The 17,214-nt window shown below is 73.1% G+C and carries 20 protein-coding genes; 9 read left to right on the top strand and 11 right to left on the bottom strand.

What is annotated here, in order from left to right:
- Position 1: 1 nt before the first annotated feature.
- The 3 genes from SD460_RS21090 to SD460_RS21100 are packed head-to-tail and all read right to left on the bottom strand — an operon-like array spanning position 2 to position 3,524.
- Positions 2-949: a phytoene/squalene synthase family protein gene (locus SD460_RS21090; RefSeq protein ID WP_318306587.1), complete on the bottom strand. Its 948-nt coding sequence runs from the start codon at positions 947-949 to the stop codon at positions 2-4.
- Positions 946-2,448: a phytoene desaturase family protein gene (crtI, locus tag SD460_RS21095; protein ID WP_290056538.1), complete on the bottom strand. Its 1,503-nt coding sequence runs from the start codon at positions 2,446-2,448 to the stop codon at positions 946-948. The genes SD460_RS21090 and crtI overlap by 4 nt, the downstream gene beginning before the upstream one ends.
- Complete coding sequence (locus SD460_RS21100; RefSeq protein ID WP_290056539.1) at positions 2,445-3,524, bottom strand: polyprenyl synthetase family protein; 1,080 nt, start codon at positions 3,522-3,524, stop codon at positions 2,445-2,447. Before SD460_RS21100 ends, crtI begins: the two co-directional genes overlap by 4 nt.
- 152 nt (positions 3,525-3,676) lie before the next feature.
- Here SD460_RS21100 and SD460_RS21105 point away from each other — a divergent pair, with 152 nt between their 5' ends.
- The gene (locus SD460_RS21105; RefSeq protein WP_290056540.1) at positions 3,677-4,684 is read left to right on the top strand and encodes a Rieske (2Fe-2S) protein; all 1,008 of its coding nucleotides are present in this window, start codon (positions 3,677-3,679) and stop codon (positions 4,682-4,684) included.
- Here SD460_RS21105 and SD460_RS21110 read toward each other — a convergent pair.
- The 4 genes from SD460_RS21110 to SD460_RS21125 all read right to left on the bottom strand — a co-directional run bounded on the left by SD460_RS21110 (position 4,666) and on the right by SD460_RS21125 (position 7,159).
- Entirely contained in the window at positions 4,666-5,052 is a 387-nt protein-coding gene (locus tag SD460_RS21110) for an STAS domain-containing protein (protein WP_290056541.1), read from the bottom strand. The two genes, SD460_RS21105 and SD460_RS21110, sit on opposite strands and share 19 nt — an antisense overlap.
- Before the next feature lie 239 nt (positions 5,053-5,291).
- Positions 5,292-6,158, bottom strand: a complete 867-nt coding sequence (locus tag SD460_RS21115) for a manganese catalase (RefSeq protein ID WP_290056542.1) — start codon at positions 6,156-6,158, stop codon at positions 5,292-5,294.
- Positions 6,159-6,207: 49 nt separating this feature from the next.
- Entirely contained in the window at positions 6,208-6,642 is a 435-nt protein-coding gene (locus SD460_RS21120; RefSeq protein WP_290056543.1) for a DUF6292 family protein, read from the bottom strand.
- 73 nt (positions 6,643-6,715) lie between these two features.
- Positions 6,716-7,159, bottom strand: a complete 444-nt coding sequence (locus SD460_RS21125; RefSeq protein WP_290056544.1) for an Hsp20/alpha crystallin family protein — start codon at positions 7,157-7,159, stop codon at positions 6,716-6,718.
- A 103-nt stretch (positions 7,160-7,262) separates the two neighbouring features.
- On the opposite strand from SD460_RS21125, the gene SD460_RS21130 reads away from it, so the two are divergent.
- Both SD460_RS21130 and SD460_RS21135 read left to right on the top strand, forming a co-directional pair.
- On the top strand, positions 7,263-7,874 hold the full coding sequence (locus SD460_RS21130; RefSeq protein ID WP_290056545.1) for an HSP18 transcriptional regulator: 612 nt from the start codon (positions 7,263-7,265) through the stop codon (positions 7,872-7,874).
- A 53-nt stretch (positions 7,875-7,927) separates the two neighbouring features.
- Positions 7,928-8,608 carry a VOC family protein gene (locus SD460_RS21135; RefSeq protein WP_290056546.1) on the top strand — a complete coding sequence of 227 codons (681 nt, stop codon included), beginning with the start codon at positions 7,928-7,930 and terminating at the stop codon, positions 8,606-8,608.
- Here the strand turns inward: SD460_RS21135 and SD460_RS21140 are convergent.
- Positions 8,530-9,471 (bottom strand): helix-turn-helix transcriptional regulator, encoded by a 942-nt coding sequence (locus SD460_RS21140; protein WP_290056547.1) that lies wholly within the window; start codon positions 9,469-9,471, stop codon positions 8,530-8,532. The two genes, SD460_RS21135 and SD460_RS21140, sit on opposite strands and share 79 nt — an antisense overlap.
- Positions 9,472-9,588: 117 nt before the next feature.
- On the opposite strand from SD460_RS21140, the gene SD460_RS21145 reads away from it, so the two are divergent.
- On the top strand, positions 9,589-10,494 hold the full coding sequence (locus tag SD460_RS21145; RefSeq protein WP_318306588.1) for an oxidoreductase: 906 nt from the start codon (positions 9,589-9,591) through the stop codon (positions 10,492-10,494).
- On the opposite strand, the gene SD460_RS21150 is transcribed toward SD460_RS21145, so the two are convergent.
- Positions 10,485-10,799 (bottom strand): CBU_0592 family membrane protein, encoded by a 315-nt coding sequence (locus tag SD460_RS21150; RefSeq protein ID WP_290056549.1) that lies wholly within the window; start codon positions 10,797-10,799, stop codon positions 10,485-10,487. The two genes, SD460_RS21145 and SD460_RS21150, sit on opposite strands and share 10 nt — an antisense overlap.
- Before the next feature lie 72 nt (positions 10,800-10,871).
- Here SD460_RS21150 and SD460_RS21155 point away from each other — a divergent pair, with 72 nt between their 5' ends.
- On the top strand, positions 10,872-11,813 hold the full coding sequence (locus tag SD460_RS21155; protein ID WP_290056550.1) for a LysR family transcriptional regulator: 942 nt from the start codon (positions 10,872-10,874) through the stop codon (positions 11,811-11,813).
- A gap of 76 nt (positions 11,814-11,889) precedes the next feature.
- On the opposite strand, the gene SD460_RS21160 is transcribed toward SD460_RS21155, so the two are convergent.
- Positions 11,890-12,783 carry an SDR family oxidoreductase gene (locus SD460_RS21160; RefSeq protein WP_290056551.1) on the bottom strand — a complete coding sequence of 298 codons (894 nt, stop codon included), beginning with the start codon at positions 12,781-12,783 and terminating at the stop codon, positions 11,890-11,892.
- A gap of 107 nt (positions 12,784-12,890) precedes the next feature.
- Between SD460_RS21160 and SD460_RS21165 the strand changes: the two genes are divergently transcribed.
- Genes SD460_RS21165 through SD460_RS21180 form a run of 4 tightly spaced genes read left to right on the top strand, consistent with a single transcriptional unit; the run spans position 12,891 to position 15,445 of the window.
- Positions 12,891-13,478, top strand: a complete 588-nt coding sequence (locus SD460_RS21165) for a TetR/AcrR family transcriptional regulator (protein WP_290056552.1) — start codon at positions 12,891-12,893, stop codon at positions 13,476-13,478.
- Positions 13,479-13,537: 59 nt separating this feature from the next.
- A complete protein-coding gene (locus SD460_RS21170; protein ID WP_318306589.1) occupies positions 13,538-14,038 on the top strand; it encodes a TetR/AcrR family transcriptional regulator in 501 nt (166 codons plus the stop codon).
- A 13-nt stretch (positions 14,039-14,051) separates the two neighbouring features.
- Positions 14,052-14,402 carry a hypothetical protein gene (locus SD460_RS21175; protein ID WP_318306590.1) on the top strand — a complete coding sequence of 117 codons (351 nt, stop codon included), beginning with the start codon at positions 14,052-14,054 and terminating at the stop codon, positions 14,400-14,402.
- Positions 14,403-14,416: 14 nt separating this feature from the next.
- Complete coding sequence (locus tag SD460_RS21180) at positions 14,417-15,445, top strand: alpha/beta hydrolase family protein (protein WP_318306591.1); 1,029 nt, start codon at positions 14,417-14,419, stop codon at positions 15,443-15,445.
- Positions 15,446-15,457: 12 nt separating this feature from the next.
- Here SD460_RS21180 and SD460_RS21185 read toward each other — a convergent pair whose 3' ends face one another.
- The gene (locus SD460_RS21185) at positions 15,458-17,134 is read right to left on the bottom strand and encodes an alpha/beta fold hydrolase (RefSeq protein ID WP_318306592.1); all 1,677 of its coding nucleotides are present in this window, start codon (positions 17,132-17,134) and stop codon (positions 15,458-15,460) included.
- Between the last annotated feature and the right edge of the window lie 80 nt (positions 17,135-17,214).

Consider the following 17,214-nt stretch of genomic DNA (forward strand, 5'->3'; position numbering starts at 1 on the left):
GTCAGGCCACCGCCACCGGATGACGGCGGCGCGCCCACTGGGCCCGGACGAGCGCGTCGCCGGCCGCGAGCGCCCGGCGGTACCGGGGTACCCGGGCACGCCCGGCGAAGACGTTGAAGCCCGCGGCCTCGATGCGGTCGAGAATGCCGCCGTAGAGCGTGAACGCCGTCGCCACGCACGGCCGGGACGCCGGGTGCAGCATCGCGATGCCCGGCCGGGCCTCGGCGTAGATCCGGCGGGTCCGCTCGACCTGCTCGACGAGGGCCCGCCGCACCGCGGAGTCCAGCTGCCGCGTCCGGGCGCACCACCGCAGCCGGTCCCGGTCGACGCCGGCCGCGGCGAGCTCGTCGGCCGGCAGGTACACCCGGCCGCGGTCGAGGTCCTCGGCGACGTCACGCAGGAAGTTGGTCAGCTGGAACGCCTTGCCGAGCGCGGCGGCCCGCGGGGCCGCGTCCGCGCGGGCGACGACGGTGCCGAGCACCGGCAGCACCTGCAGCCCGATCACCTCGGCCGACCCGTGGACGTATTCGTCGAGCGCGGACCGGGTCGGGTAGCCGGTGACCGAAAGGTCCATCCGCATGGACGCGAAGAACGCGCGGAAGTGCGGCTCGGAGATTTCGTAGCGGGCCACCGTGTCGAGCACGGCGGTGAGCAGCGGGTCGTCACTGTGGCCGGCGGCGAGTTCGGCGAAGAACCGCCGTTCGACGTCGTGCAGGGTGGCGGCGATCGACTCCGGCGTGGCGCCGGGCTCGGGTTCGTCGACGAGGTCGTCGAGCCGTCGCGCGAACGCGTAGAGGGCGTGGACGGCCGGGCGTTGCGCGGGGGAGAGCATGCGCGTGGCGAGGAAGTAGGTCCGGCCGTGCCGGGCGTTGACCTCCCGGCAACGCTGGTAGGCCTGCCGCAGCCCCGGATCGGTGATGCCGGCGGCGTCGAGCTCACGGCTCGTCATCGGGCTCCCTCCATGGTGCGGCCGGCGGTGCGGCGGGTGCCGGTGATCCGGTCCGCGGCGAGCCGGCCGGAGATCAGGACCGTCGGGACGCCGACGCCGGGCACGGTCCCGCCGCCGGCGAGCACCACGTTTTCCGTGCCGGGCGGCAGGTTCCGGGGCCGGAACGGCCCGGTTTGGCCGAACGAGTGCGCGTAGCTGAACGGCGTCCCCGCCACCAGCCCGCGCCGCTGCCAGTCCGCCGGGCTCAGGACGTAGGACACCTCGGGGGTGAAGCCGGGCAGCAGCCGGGACCGGACGTGCTCGAGGACCTCGTCGGCGTAGGGCCCGGCTTCGGCGTCCCAGTCGCGGGGCCCGCGGTCGAGGTTCGGCACCGGCGCCAGGATCGAGAACAGTTCCTTGCCCGGCGGGGCCAGCGACGGGTCGGTCGCCGTCGGGCGGGTGATCAGCAGGGACGGGTCGCTCATCCGCCGTCCGTCGGTGATCAGCTCGCGGAACGTCGAGGCCCAGCCTTCCCCGAAGGAGATCGTGTGGTGCCCGATCGGGTGATCCGCGTGGCCGCCCGCGTGCAGAACCAATGCCGATGGCGCCGCGCGCAGCGGAACGGGACGCCGTGGGGCCCGGCCGAGCAGCCGGTAGCTCTCGTGCGGTTCGGTGGTCAGGACGACGGCGTCGGCTTCGATCCGCTCGCCGTCGCTTGTGTGCACGGCCGTGACCCGCGTGCCACGGCGTTCGAGCGCCGTCACGGACGCGCCGAAGCGGAACTCGACGCCGGCGTCGGTGGCGGCCCGGGCCATGGCCTGCGGGACGGCCGCCATGCCGCCGTCGGGGAAGTAGACGCCGCCGACCGTGTCCATGTAGGAAATGACCGCGTACAGCGCGAGGGCCCGCATCGGCGATTCCCCCGCGTACAACGCTTGGAAGGTGAAGACGCGCTTGAGGCGTTCGTCGGTCAGGAAGGCGCCGATCCGGTTGTCCAGGCGCCGGAACCCGCCGAGCGCGACCAGCCGGGCCAGGTCGGGGGAGAGCAGGCCGAGCGGCGAGTCGAAGTTGGCCGCGATGAACCGGTCGAACTCGGCGCGGTAGAGGCGGGTCAGCCAGTCGCGCAGCCGGCGGTAGCCCGCGGCCTCGGTGGGGCCGGCGAAGTCCCGCACGGCGTCGGTCATCCGCTCGGGATCGGTGTGCACCGGCAAGACCGACCCGTCGCCGAACCGGGCCGTGTAGGCGGGCTCCAGGCGGGTGAGCCGCACGTGGTCCGCCAGGTCCGTGCCCACCGCGGCGAAGGCGTCGCCGAGGAGCTCCGGCATGGTCAGCACCGTCGGGCCGGTGTCGAGCCGGTAGCCGTCGAGGTCCACGCGCCCGGCTCGCCCGCCCGGGCCGGGATCGCGTTCGACGACGACCACCGAACGACCACGCCCGGCCAGGTGCAGGGCCGCCGAGAGCCCGGCGAGCCCGGCTCCGACGACCACCACCCGGTCGGTGCGGCCGGTGACCGTCCTCATCGGACCCGTTCGGTGCACTGCAGGGCCAGGGTGGTCAGCGCGTCCGCGGGTTGCTGGGGCAGACCGGCCAGGTCGAGCACCTCGAGCGCGTGGCGGACCCGGTCGTCGGCGAACTTCTCCAGCTGGTCGCGCGCCCCGGTCGCGGTGATCAGCCGCTGCCAGCGCTCGACCGCGGCCGTGTCGACGACGTCGAGGGCCAGCAGCCCGGCCAGCTCGGCGCGCTGCGAGTGGTCGGCCAGCTCGGCGGCGAGGACGACGACCGTGGAGGCCTTCCGCTCGCGCAGGTCGTCGCCGACCGGCTTGCCGGTGACGGCCGGGTCGCCGAACACCCCGAGCAGGTCGTCGCGGAACTGGAAGGCTTCCCCGACCAGGCCGCCGTACGTGCCGAGCGCGGCGCGGACGCGCTCGTCGCACCCGGCGAGCGCGGCGCCGAACTCGAGTGGGCGGCGCACGGTGTAGTTGCCCGACTTGCGGCGGACGACGTCGAGGACGTCACCCCACGAGGGCAGCGCGCGGGCGTCGTTGACCAGGTCGCCGAGCTGGCCGACGGCCAGCTCGGAGCGCAGGTGGTCGTAGACCGGCCAGCCCCGGGCGAGCACGTCGGCGGGCAGGCCGCTGCTGCGGAGCAGCTGCTCGGACCAGACGAGGAACAGGTCGCCGGCGAGGACCGCGGCCGACTCGCCGAACCGCGCGGCCGAGCCGCCGAGTCCCGCCTCGGCGTGCCAGCGGGCGAACGTGACGTGCAGGGCCGGCCGGCCTCGCCGACGTTCGGAGCCGTCCATGACGTCGTCCTGGGCCAGCGCGAAGCAGTGCAGCAGTTCGAGTGCGGAGGCGGCTCGCAGCGCCGCTTCGTCGTCCGGCTCACCGCAGCGCCAGCCGGTGTAGGCGAACAGCGGCCGCAGGAACTTGCCGTCCGCGACGAACTCCGGAAGCGCGGTGGCCGCGGGGGTGGCGGCGCGTCCGGTGAAGTGCTCCCGCACCCGTTCGGTGACGAAGTCGTGCACGTCGTCCGCGCACTTCCGGCGCAGCCCGGCCAGCCACGCGGTGGTCGATCCGGCGTCGGCGATCACGGCCATCCGAGCTCCTTCGATTGACGCCGGTCATTCGATGCACGATCGATGCATCTGGTCGCCTGTACCCTAGCGGCGTCCGGATAAACGTTCTGTCCCCCAAAAGAGGAGTGACGCCCCGTCGTGCACTTTCGTTGCGTTGCGTCCACGATAGATCAGTGAACGTCAGTCAGCGCGTCGCCGGGTTCTGGCCGCGGCGGTGGCCCGTCCAGCCGTTTCGCGAGCCGCGGTGGGCCCACCAGGAACCGACCTACCGGGAGTGCTCGCCGGCCCTGATCGAGGCCGCGGGCAAGAGAGCGTCGGCTCGTCCGGCGGGCAACTGGTTCGTGCTCGGCGCCAGCCGTTCGGTGCGGCCCGATCGGCCGTTCGGCGTAACCGTGGGCGGCCGGGAACTCGTCGCGTGGCGGGACCGGGACGGAGGTCTCCGCGTCGGACCGGGTGCGTGTCCCCACCTGGGCGCGCCCCTCGCCGACGCCCGGATCGACCGGGGCGAGCTGCTGTGCCGGTGGCACGGCCTGCGGCTCGGCGGCGATCGCTGCGGCAGCTGGGCACCGATCCCGGCGTACGACGACGGCGTGCTCGTCTGGGCTCGCCTCGACGACATCGGCCGCGAGCAGCCGACGGACCGGCCGGTAGTACCGGCGCGGCCCGGTCCGGGCGCGCGCATCGACGCCGTGGCCACGCTCACCGGCGTCTGCGAGCCGGAGGACGTCGTGGCGAACCGCCTCGACCCGTGGCACGGCGCCTGGTTCCACCCCTATTCCTTCGCGCGCCTGCGGGTGCTTTCCGCGCCCCGGGGTGTCGACGTGCCCGAAGACGAGGACCGGTTCCTGGTCGAGGTGACCTTCCGGCTCGCGGGAAGGTGGGGCGTGCCCGTCGTGGCCGAGTTCGTCTGTCCCGAGCCGCGCACGGTCGTGATGCGCATCGTCGAGGGCGAAGGCGTCGGCAGCGTCGTCGAAACGCACGCGACACCGCTGGGCCCCGGCGCCGACGGCCGGCCCCGGACCGCGGTGATCGAGGCGACGATCGCCGCGTCCGAGCGGCCCGGTTTCGCGGTGGCGGCCAAGCTGGCGCCGGCGATCCGCCCGCTCATGCGCCACACGGCGGCGCGGCTCTGGCGCGACGACCTCGCCTACGCGGAACGGCGTTACGCGCTGCGCGCTTGACCCGCGATTTCCATCGTCTCGGTGAAACGCAGCTGGAACACCCGGGCGAGGCGCAGCAGCTGCCCGGCGGCGTCACCGCACACGGTGCAGGTGATGCCGCGTGCGGTGGCCATCAGGTAACCGTGTTCGAGCGCGGCCAACCCGGCCGCGCCGATGAAGGTGACGTCGTAGAGGTCGATCACGAGCCGGTCGATGGTGCTGCTCGCCCGGCAGGCGAGCAGTTCGCGCAGCCGCGGTGCGGTGGCCGCGTCGATGTCACCGGCGACTTCGATGGTGGTGGTGGCGCCGACGCGCTGGGTCGTCAGGCGCAGGCTGTCCGGGAGTGCGACGGCGTGCGGGCTCGTCGGCACCGTGAGCTGGCTGGTCATCGTGGCCTTCTTTCGTTGGCCACACCCTGGGGTACAACGCTGAAGTGCGATCGCGGCTTTAAACCGGCGGCGCGACAACTGGTGCCCCGAGCGCGGGGGATTCAGATCCGGCCGGATGCTTGACCGCTCATCCCACCGTAAACCACTTTCCGCCTCAAGCCAAGCCGAGCGGACTTCGACCCGGCGGGTTCCCGGACCCGGGAGTCCGATGTGGACACCCGGAGCCGGGCCGGCCGCGGTCAGGTCAGCTTGTTCTTGGCTGCCTTGGCTTTGCCCTTGGCCGTGCCTTTCGCGTCCTGCAACGGGGCGTAGGTGCCGTACAGCGCCGGGTCCGGCTTCGGTGCGGTGCCGGGGCCGCCGAGGGGGTCCGGGTCCATCAGGTACTCGATGCCCGCGTCGGTGGTCCAGCTGCGGCCCTTGGCGCCGTCCGGGCCGTCGGAGAGGTGCCAGATCGTGTGGTTGTGGGTCTGGTCTTCTTCGTCGAGCAGGGCGTTCGGGGCGATGTCGTCTTCGAGCCCGTCGGCCTTGAGCTCTTCGATGGCGGCGAGCCACTGTTTCTGGTGGACGGTGTCGCGGGCGAGGTTGAACTGCAGCATCGCCTTCACGCCGGGGTCGTCGGTCATGTTGTAGAGCCGGGCGGTCTGCAGCCGGCCTTGGGCTTCGGCGGCGGCGTTGGCGCGGAAGTCGGCGAGCAGGTTGCCGGAGGCGACGATGTACTTGCCGTTCCAGGGATAGCCGTTGCTGTCGGCGGGCAGGGCGCCGCCGCCGGCGACGATGGCTTGCTGCGGGTCCATCCCGCCGATCACCGCGGCCATCACGGGGTCCTTGACGGATTCGGCGGTCGCGGTGGCGGGTGCGCCTTCGAGCAGCCGGGCGACCATGGTGGCGAGCATTTCGACGTGCCCGATCTCTTCGGTCGCGGTGTCCATGATCAGGTCTTTGTACTTGCCTTCGATGCGGCAGTTCCAGCCTTGGAACAGGTATTGCATGGTGACGGTCATTTCGCCGAAGGCGCCACCGATGAGTTCTTGGAGCTTGTGGGCGTAGACGGGGTCGGGCTTCTCGGGCTTGGCTTCGAACTGCAGGAGTTTGGTGTGACGGAACACGCGGGGGTCCTTTCGTCCGGAAGCCACCGCATTCCCGGTTAGCGGACGGTTAACCGCTGATCTGGTTCCGGAGGACGGCGTCCAGCTCGGCCAGGCCCGCCGGAATGCGAATGGCGGGCGGATCGAGGAGCCCGATGTGGTGGTCGCCTTCGCGCAAGGCCTCGACGAACCGGGCGACGCGCGCGGGTGACGGGGCGACGGTGGCGCCGCCGAGGTGGCGGACGACGATGAGGTCCTCGCCGGAGTGGGTCTCGGCCGCGACGGCCCAGCCGTGCCGTTCGTCCCACAGCAATGCGATGTCGCGCCCCGGGTGGGCGGGCAGGTGCCCGTCGAGGGCGACGTAGGCGGAGACCGGGGCGTCGTGGTCGACGGTGCAGGACTCCAGGCCGATGCCCAGTGCGTCGGTGACGTCGGCGAGGTAGGTGGTCAGCGCGACGAAGGCGGGGTGGGAGCGGCCGACCGGGGTGTGCAGCGATGCGGTCACGAAGATGCCTTTCTCGCACGAGCCGCGCGCAGGACCGGCTCGGGGTTACCGGTCCTGCGCGCGGCGGAGGCCCTCAGGCCTGGATTTCCTTCCGGTCGGACCGGGAGCTCGCGACGTCGATGCGGCGCGGCTTGGCTTTCTCGGCGATCGGGATGCGCAGCGTCAGCACCCCGGCTTCGTAGTTCGCGGAGATGCGGTCGGTGTCGAGGGTGTCGCCGAGGAACAGCTGGCGGGAGAACACGCCGAGGGGGCGCTCGGTGACCTGCATCCGGACGTCGTCACCGCCGGGGAGGGGTCGTCGTTCGGCCTTGACGGTGAGGACGTTGCGCTCGATGTCGAGCTCGATGGCGTCGGAGGTGACGCCGGGCAGGTCGAAGCAGACGACGAACTCGTCGCCGGCGCGGTAGGCGTCCATCGGCATCGGCGCCGGCTTGGACCACGTTCCCGGCGTCGCGGCGCCGAAGACCTGCTGGGCGAACCGGTCCAGCTCGCGGAACGGGTCGGTGCGCATCAACATGGGTTCCACCTCCTGGGTTGTCGGCACTGGTGTCAACACGCCCCACTGTTCTAACATGTCATCGAAACGATGACAAGTCTTCAGTCGTCGAAAGGATGACAAAATGGCGGAGGGTGATCCGGCCGGGGTGGTGCGGAGCGTGCAGGAGGTGGTCGACGCCGCCCGGCGCGGCAGCGCGCCGCCCGAAGACCTGCTGGGAGCGCTGACCGCGTTGCGTTCGGTGCGGGAGCAGCTCGCCGGCTGGGAGCCGGAGCTGATCGCGGCGGCACGCGCGGGCGGCGCGAGCTGGACGGCCTTGGCCCCGGCCCTCGGGGTGGCCAGCCGGCAGGCAGCGGAGCGGCGCTTCCTGCGCCTGCAGCCGTCAGCGACGGGCGAGGCGACCGGCGAGGCCCGGGTCGACGCCGAGCGCGGCCGCCGGGCCGGAGATCGCGCGGTGGCGGACTGGGCCCGCCGCAACGCTTCGGTGCTGCGGCAACTGGCGGCCCAGGTGACCACATTGGACAACCTGGACGCGGCAGCCCGCCAGAGCGCCGACCGGCTGGGCGCGGCCCTGGGCGAGGACGACGTCGCGGGCTTGCTACCCCCACTGGCGGCGGTCCGCGGCCACCTGCAGCGCGACCACGCGGGTTTGGCCGACCGGCTGGGCGACATCGGCGCCGAGACGGCCCGACTACGCCGAGACGCGGCTGGGCGCCGCCACGCGCAGCCGGGCTGAGCGGATTCCATAACGGCTTGCTGCCTCACCGGGGCGGTGTCTACGTTCCGGTGATGCCTTCCCGACTGCTGGCGGTGACCTTCGAGGCCGAAGACCCGGCTGAACCGGCCCGCTTCTGGGCCGCCCTGCTCGGGCGCGAAATCCTCGAGGACACCGGCGGCCTCCTGCTACCGGGCACGGACACCCAGCTCGGCCTGCGGTTCGCACCGGGCCGCGCGGGCCCGGTCGGTGCGAACCGGATGCACCTGCACCTGACCAGCGACGACCAGCAGCGCAAGGTGGCCACGGCGGTAAAGCTCGGCGGCCGCCACCTCGACGTCGGCCAGCGGCCCGAGGAGCCGCACGTCGTCCTGGCCGATCCGGCGGGCTACGAGTTCTGCGTCATCGAGCCCGGCAACGGCTACCTCGCCGGGTGCGGTCCGCTGGGTGAGCTCACCTGTGCCGGCAGCCGGCAGGCCGGCCTGTTCTGGAGCGAAGCGCTGGGCTGGCCCCTGGTGTGGGACCGGGGCGAGCAGACCGCGATCCAGTCACCGCGCGGCGGCACGAAAGTCGCGTGGGACGCCTGGGACAGCACGGCGGACCGGCAGCGCTTCGAGCTGCTCCCCGACGGCGATCAGCAGGCGGCGATCGACGCGTTGACATCCCTCGGCGCCGCTCAGCTCGACGCCCGCGACGACGGCACCGCCGTGCTGGCGGATCCGGACGGCACCGAGTTCTGCGTCCGGCCGGGGTGACCCGGCGCGGAGCGGGACGCGTGCACCGAGGCCAGGAGCCGTAGCCGATCCTCGTCGGGGCTGCCCGGCTCGGCGGTGAACACCAGCATGACCGGACCGGGGTTGCCGGGCAGGGGATAGGTGTCCCAGTCCAGGAGGATGTCGCCCACCTCGGGCACCCGGAACGTCTTGGTCCCGCGCACCGACTCGCGGACGTCGTGGCGGGCCCACAGGCGGCGGAACTCGGGGCTGCGGATGCTCAGCTCGCCGACGATCGCGGTAGCGCGGGGGTGGGTGGGGTCGGCGGCGACCGCGGTGCGCAGCATGCCGATGTAGTCCAGCGCCTGCCGCTCCCAGTCCGGGCAGCTCCGCCGGCCGGTCCGCTCGTCGTCGAACAGCAGCAGGAGCATGTTCAGCCGGTCCGGCGGGTAGCCCTCCGGGTCGCCGAGCAGCGCCTCGGCCATCGGGTTCCAGTCGAGCAGGTCCAGGTGCCTGCCGAGCACGACCGCGGGGGTGTCAGTGACCCGCAGCAGCCGGCGCGTGCTGTCCGGCACCCGCTCCGGCTCGCGGTTCACCGGCGTGGCCACCGGCCGGCGGGCGGCGTGGCCCAGTGCGAACAGGTGACGGCGTTCCTCCTCGCCGAGGCTGAGCGCGCCGGCGAGCGCTGCCAAGACAGTGTCGGACGGGCGGACGTCGCGGCCCTGCTCGATGCGCTGGTAGTAGTCGGTGCTCAGCCCGGCCAGCAGCGCCATCTCCTCGCGGCGCAGCCCGGTGACCTTGCGCCGGCCGCCCGGCTCCAGGCCGACGTCGTGCGGCCGCAGCCGGGTGCGCCGGGCGCGCAGGAATTCACCGAGCTCGCGAGCGTGGGGATGCGGACTGCTCATGCCACCAGTGTCCCCCCTCCGCGGGTGCCCAAGGTGGTTCTCGCAGACCCACCGAAGTCGGCCGGATCGCTCCTAACGTCGCCGGCACAAGTGCACCGACACCCTCAGGAGCAGCAGATGACCGGATGGACCGCCGACCGCATCCCCGACCAGCACGGCCGGGTCGCCGTCGTGACCGGCGCGAACTCGGGCCTCGGCCTGGTCACCGCCACCGAGCTGGCTCGCCACGGCGCGCACGTCGTGCTCGCCGTCCGCGACACCGCCGCCGGCGAACAGGCGGCCCGCCGGATCGACGGCAACACCGAGGTGCGCGAGCTGGACCTGGCCTCCCTCGACTCGGTCCGCGCGTTCGCCGCCAAGCTGGTCGTCGACCACCCGGTGGTCGACCTGCTGGTCAACAACGCCGGCGTGGTCCTGCTCGGCCCGCGCCGCACCTCGGCCGACGGCTTCGAGCTGCAGTTCGCCACCAACGTGCTGGGCCACTTCGCCCTGACCGGCCTGCTGCTCGACCACCTCGCCGCGGCCCGGGAAGCCCGCGTGGTCAGCCTCAGCTCGATCACCCACAAGAACGCGCACCTCGACTTCGACGACCTGATGTTCGAACGCGGCTACCGCGCCTCGGCCGCCTACGGCCGGTCCAAGCTCGCCACCACGATCTTCGGGCTCGAGCTGGACCGCCGCCTGCGGTCCGCCGGATCGCCCGTCGTCAGCGTGCTGGCCCACCCCGGTCTCACCCGGACCAACCTGACGCCGCGGGCCTGGGAACACCGCGGCCGGCGCGGACGCGTGATCGCGCGGCTCGGCCTGCTGGCCACCCAGCCGGTCGAACGGGGTGCGCTGCCGCAGTTGTACGCCGCGACCGCGCCCGGCGTGCGGGGCGGCCAGTTCTTCGGGCCGGCCGGACTGGGGGAGACCCGCGGCCGCGTCACCGAGGCCCGGCTCAACCGCGACGCGGCCGACCCGGTGATCGGCAGGCGGCTCTGGGCGGCGGCCGAGGGATGGGCCGGGGTCAGCTACCTCTGAACCAAGCCGCCCGAGGTCGTCCGCGTCCGCCGCAGGCGATCGCGGACGGTACCCAGGACACCCCGCGCACTCATCAACGCGAGCACGCTGATCAGGACCCAGACGAAGTTCGCGGCGACCGCGGGCCACGCGCCGCTGGCGGCGGCCGACACCGCGAGCAACGCGGCGCCGGACAGGTTGAGCGACTGGAACACGGCCGAACTCGGCTCGACCTTCCGGCGGGACACGAGACCGTAGGCGACGACGGTTCCCAGTGCTCCCAGCCACCCGGCCGCGGTGGCGGCCAGGGACAACATTTCCTCCATGCCGCCATCGTGACCGGCCTGAGGGGTACAACGCAATCGAAGTTATCTGCTCCGGGGGTTAAGCTCCGCTGAATGCAGATCGATCCACGCCGGCTCGCCGTCCTGCTCGCCGTGCACCGCGCCGGCGGCGTCCTCGCCGCCGGGGACCTGTTGCACCTGACGCCTTCGGCGGTGTCGCAGCAGATCGCCCGGCTCGAGGAGGCGACCGGCACCGCGGTGCTCGACCGCCAGCCGAGCGGCGCCGTCCTGACCCCCGCCGGCCGGGTGCTGGCGGAGGCCGCGGAACACATCGAGGCCGAACTCATCGACGCGCGCAAAGCCCTGGCCGCGCTGGCCGAAGACGTCACCGGCACGGTGGTCATCGCCGCGTTCCAGTCGGTCATCCGGACGCTGCTGATCCCGCTCGTGCACCAGCTGCGGGAGCAGTTCCCCGCGCTGGAAGTGGTGATCCGCGAGATGGAGACCGGCAAGGCCCGGCAATCCCTGCGCGAGGGCGCGGTCGACCTGCTCATCCTCGAGGGCCGGAGCTCGGCGGGCCAAGGGAAGCCGGCGCGCGGCATCCGCGACGTCGCGATCCTCGAAGAGCCCTGGCTGCTGGTGCTGCCCACCGGGATGGCGGACCCGGTGAGCACGGCGGACCTGGAGCACCTCACCTGGCTCGGCGTCGACTCCGACACCGCGGCGCACGCCGCCACCGAGCGCGTCCGCCGCGGGTTCCCGGACGCGGCGGAGCCCGGGCACAGCTACTACGACTACAACGTGGCGCTGTCGATGGTCGCCGGCGGCCTGGGCATCGCGCTCGTGCCCGCGCTGGCGGTCCGGGAAGCCGTCCCGGAGGGGGTGAAGGCGGTGTCGCTGCCCGGCCTCGGCACCCGCACCCTCGTCGCCCGCCACCGCACCACCCGCTCCGAACCGCGCACGGAGGTGGTGACCGTCCTCAACGCGATCGTCGCCCTCGCGGCCGGTCTCGGCGCGGACATGTCGCGGACCGAATATCCGGCGGATCCGTTCTGACCTGCGTGTCGTGTGCGGTCGCGCTGTGCCGCACCGGCCTGCCGCGAAGTGGTGCGGCACAGCGTTTCCCCGTCGCCTAGACCGAGTACGCGCCGCCGTCGAGGTCCTCGATCAGGGTGCGGCCGGTCGGCGTCCAGCCCAGCAGTTCCTGCGTGGCCGTGCTCGTGGCCGCCAGGTCCATCGAGAAGAACCCGCCGATCCAGCCGAAGTGGGCCGGGACGTCGGCCGGGTCGATGGAGGCCACCGGCAGGTCGAACGTCCGGCCGATCGCCTCCGCGATCTCCTTCGTCGGCACGCCTTCCTCGGCGACCGCGTGCAGGCGGCTGCCCGCCGGTGCCTTCTCCAGGCCGAGGGCGACCATGCGTGCGGCGTCGCTGACGTGCACCGCGGCCCAGCGGTTGGTGCCGTCTCCGGGATAGCCGGCCACGCCCTTCTCGCGGGCGATCGCCGAGAGGTACGCGATGAACCCGTGGTCGCCGGTGCCGTGCACGGTCGGGGAGAACCGCAGGCTCACCGGGTGCAGGCCGCGGTCGGTGAAGCCGAGCGCGAGGTTCTCCGCGCCGCCGCGCGGGGAGTCCGGGCCGTGGAACGGGGACGCGTCGGCCTCGGTGGCGGGGCGGCCCTGCACCAAGGCCGCGATACCCGAGGCCAGCAGGAACGGGCGGCCGGTGCCCTCGAGCGCGTCGCCGATGGTCTCGACGGCGGCCCGCTCGGCCGCGTTCGACGCGGCCTGGTCGGCGAAGTCGTGCTTGTTCGCCAGGTGGATGACCGCGTCGGCCGCCTCGGCGCCGGCGCGGATGCCGGGCAGGTCGTCGAGGTCGCCGCGCCGGACCCGGACGCCCTTCGCCTCGAGCTTCGCGGCGGACTCGGCCGAGCGGGCCAGCCCGGTGACCTCGTGGCCGGCGCCGAGCAGTTCGCCGACGACGGCGGTGCCGATCCAGCCGGAGGCACCGGTGACGAAAACGCGCATGGCGTGAACTCCTTCAAGAGGGACGTGATGTCAGTGACCGACGTCAGTCGCTGACATTCACACCGTACGCCTGTCTGTCAGTCGCTGTCATCACTAGACTCGGCGGCATGGTGCGCTGGGAACCCGGGACCGCGGAGCGGCTGCAGCAGGCCGCGCTCGAACTGTTCGCCGCGCGCGGCTACGAGCAGACGACCGCCGCGGAGATCGCGCAGGCCGTCGGCCTGACCGAGCGCACCTTCTTCCGGCACTTCAGCGACAAGCGCGAAGTGCTGTTCGGAGGGCAGGAACTGCTGGTCCAGGCGTTCCTCGACGGCATCGACGCTGTCCCGCCGGAGGCGTCACCGCTCGAGGTCGTCGCGTCCGCGCTGCAGTCGGCGTCCGCCTTCTTCCCGGACGAGCGCCGCCCGCACTCCCGCGCGCGGCAGTCCGTGATCGACCGCAATCCCGCTCTTCAGGAACGGGAGCGGCACAAGCTGACGACCCTGGCCACGACGGTCGCGGACGCCCTGCGCGCCCGCGGCGTCGCCGAGCCCGCGGCCACCCTCGCGGCGGAGTCGGGGGCGACGGTGTTCGGGATCGCGTTCACCCGGTGGCTGCGCGAGGAGCGGTCGCTGGCCGATCTCGCGGCCGAGGTGCTGGACGAACTGCTGAGGCTGGCGGGTGAAGCCGCGCGGGCCTTGCGCCCCACGAGGTGAAAGATTTTGAGGAACGATTGTTCTTGACTGATCGTTCCTCAAACGGCTATCGTCCTGGCATGGGCAGGCAGCGGGCGTTCGACGAGGACGAGGTGGTGCGCGCCGCCGTGGAGCTGTTCGGTGGCCGCGCGTTCGACGGGGTGTCGGTCGACGACCTGGTCACCCACCTCGGCGTGCACCGCAACAGCTTGTACAAGACGTTCGGCAGCAAACGGGGCCTCTACCTGGTCGCCCTGCGCCGCCACCTCGCCGACGACGTCGGCCCCTTGGCCGAAGCGCTGGCCGGGGCGGCGGACGCCGCGGAAGCGTTGCGGCTGGTCACGTCGGCCGACCTCGGGCTGCTCGTGCTCGCGGCGGTCGACCGGGCGCCGGCCGACGAGGAGGTGGCCGCCGAGGTGGCGGCCGCGTTCGCCGTCGTCGACCAGGCGATCGCCGATGCGCTCGGCGTTCCCGCCGAGCTGGCCGCCGCCCTCACCGCCGCCGCACTGGGCGTTCGCCTGCGCGGCAACCCCGACGGTGTCGGCGCCGCGCTGGCCCGGCGCCTCGATCCACTCGACTGAAAGGAAAATCGACATGGCACTGGTCCGCATCGACGGCGAAGATCTCGTCGTCGTCATGGAGGGTCTCGACAAGCTTTGGGCCTTCAAGAGCAGCGTGACCATTCCGCTGGCCAACGTCCGCGGCGCGACCGCGGACCCCGGCATCGCCGCCGACCCCAAGGGCATCCGGGCCCCGGGCGCCCACGTCCCCGGCGTGATCACGGCGGGCACGTTCCACCAAGACGGCGAGAAGATCTTCTGGGACGTCCGCGACGCGTCGAAGGCCGTCGTGATCGAACTCGCCGACGAGCGCTACTCCCGCATGGTCGTCCAGGTGGACGACCCCCGCGCGACCGTCGCGCTGGTCGAGAACGCCCTGCGCTGAAAAGAGGCCGCACGATGTTCTCCCGCACCGTCACGATCGTGGTGGCGTTCGCCGCCGCCGTGACCGCCACCCCCGCCGAGGCGGCCCCCTGTCTCGTGCCGGCCGCCGACCGCGAAGTCGTCTTCACCGTCGACGGGACGGCGACGTACGGCACCCTGCACGTTCCCGAACACCTGGCCGGGCAACGGTTGCGCGCCGCGTTGCTGCTGCCCGGCAGCGGACCCACCGACCGCGACGGCAGCCAGCCGCCCGCGGCCCAGAACACCCTGGCGCTGGTGGCCGGCGCGCTCGGCACCGACCGGGTCGCCACGCTGCGCTTTGACAAGTACGGCACCGGGCGGACCGGGCTCGGTGCCTACCGCGACCACCCGGAAGCCCTCGACTACCCGGCGTTCGTCCGGCAGGCGAAGGCCGCCTACGAGTCGTTGCGCGACCAGCCGGAGACCGACCCGGCCGCGCTCATGGTGGTCGGGCACAGCGAGGGCGGGATGACCGCGTTGCTGCTCGCCGGCACCGTCCGCCCGCGCCCGGCCGGCGTGGCGCTCCTGCAACCGCAGGCGATCCGCCTGCTCGACCTGGTCGCGCTGCAGCTGCACGCCCAGACCGCCGAGGCGGTGCGGCTGGGCCAGCTCACCCCGGAACAGCAGGACGCCGTCGACGCGGCGATCGACGCCGCCGTCACCGCCCTGCGTGCCCACCGGCCGGTCGACACCACCGGCCTGCCGCCCGCCCTGGCCCAGCTCTTCACGGCTTTCCAAGGGCCGAGCGGCCGGTTCGTCGACAGCGATGACGCCGTCTACCCACCGGACACCGCCGCGGCCCTGCGGCCGGGGACCAGGGTGCTGCTGACCTGCGGCACGAACGACACCCAAGTCCCCTGCGCCACCACGGAAGCCCTGACCACCGCCCTGCGCCGCGCACACACCACCGGACCGGGCCGGGTGCCGCTGCCCGGAGTGGACCACCTGCTGCACGACGCGGCCCACCCGGCCACCCCCGCCCCGGCCGTGCTCGACGCCCTGCACCGGTTCGCGGGGCACTGAGGCGGACGGGACTCAGCGCTGCCGGTTCAGCGCGCTGATCTCCGCCTGCACCTGTGCGCGCAACTCGTTGGGCCCGGCGGAAAGTCGCGTTTGGACCGATGCGGCCGCGCTTCGCACCGGGCCGGCCACCGGGTACACCCGGTCTTCGCCAGGCAGCGGTACGCCCGGGCACGTGGTGGATCGCGGGCGGGAGTTCTTGACCAGGAAGACGTTCACCAGGCCGTCGACGCACGGGTTTCCGGCCAGTGCGTACTGGCCGTGGAACGGCGAGTCGTCGACCGACACCAGCGGGACACCCGCGGCACGGGCCCCGGACGTCGCTTGCTCGTAGCCGGTCTGCGGATCGAATTCGCCTTGCACGACGAGGATGTTCGCGACCGCTTCGGCGGGGACCCCTGGCAGGTCGTGCCGCGGTGGTTCGGACCACGGGCCGCACGTTTCGCCGAGGCCGTAGGCCCAGCCGAACAGCGGGTAGCGCGGGCCCTGCCGGTCGCTGAGGTGCCGGTACCAGGCGGTCGACCGGGTGGGCTGGTCGCCGCAGGCCACGGCGTAGCGGGTGCCCGGGGCCTGGGTGTAGTCGGGGGCCAGCTTCGGTGCCGCCGCGACGACGCGGTCCGTGGTCAGCTCGGCGGCCGGGACGCCGAACGTCGTCCGCGAGACCGCGTCGAGGTCGGTGGGGTCGGCGGGCGGGCCGCCGTCGAGTGCCTGGGCGCCCAGCAGGAAGACCAACGCGCCGAGGACCCACTGGAGCGGGCTGCCGTTGCCGACGAAGACGCCGTCGAACGTGTCGGGCGCCAGGCCTTGCGTGGCGTAGTAGGCGCGGACGCGCTCCCACTTCACCTTGACCTCCGCGGCGGTCTTCCCCAGCTGGGCGGGGAAGTTCCGGGCGAGCCACGGCAGGTAGACGTCGTCGAACTGCCGCTGGTCGATGACCGGGAACGCCTCGAAGTCGGCCTGCAGCCTGCCTTCGAAGTCCACACTGGAGTCGAGCACGAACTTGCCGCTGTGCCCGGGGAACAGCGCCGCGTACTTGGCGCCGAGCCAGGTGCCGTAGGAATAGCCGAGGTAGTTGAGCTTCTCGTCCCCGAGCAGCGTGCGGACCAGGTCCATGTCGTGCGCGGTCTGCCAGGTCGTGACGAACGGCGCGAGCGCGTCGCTCTGGCACGCCTCGGCGACGGCCCGTGGCGTCTGCTGGTGGGCCGCGATGCTCGCCGCGGACCGGTCGCGGGCGTCGAGCGGGCCCGACGGCAGGCGCCCGGCCGGGACCTGGCACTGGAAGCCGTGGTCGTCCGTGCCCGCGTGGCCGGTGCCGCGCGGGTCCATCCCGACGAAGTCGTAGAGGGCGCTGACCGTCGGCTCCAGCGCGGCCAGCGACCCGGCGAGCGGCGTGCCCTGGCCGCCCGGGCCGCCGGGGTTCAGCAGGATGGCGCCGCGCCGCTCGCCGGTGGCGGCCACCCGGCTGATCGACACCTCGAGCTCCGGCCCCGCGGCCGGGGCGGCCCAGTCCCGCGGGACGGTCACCCGCGCGCACTGCGCGGCCGGCGTGCCTGCCGCCGGCTTGAACGGGCAGTCGCCCCAGCTCAGCTGCTGCGTCGTGTAGGGCGCTAGCGGATCGGCGGCCGCGGCGGGCACCGCCGCCGCGAAGAGGGCGGCCGTCGCGGCCACCAGTCCTGTCCGGGAGAGGCGCACCGGGTTTCCTTCCGTCGGGGGGTGGGTGCGCCCGAGCCTGGCCCGCCGCCGCCCGCCGGTGATCAGCCCGGAGCACGATC

This window comes from Amycolatopsis solani (assembly GCF_033441515.1).
Classification (GTDB): domain Bacteria; phylum Actinomycetota; class Actinomycetes; order Mycobacteriales; family Pseudonocardiaceae; genus Amycolatopsis; species Amycolatopsis solani.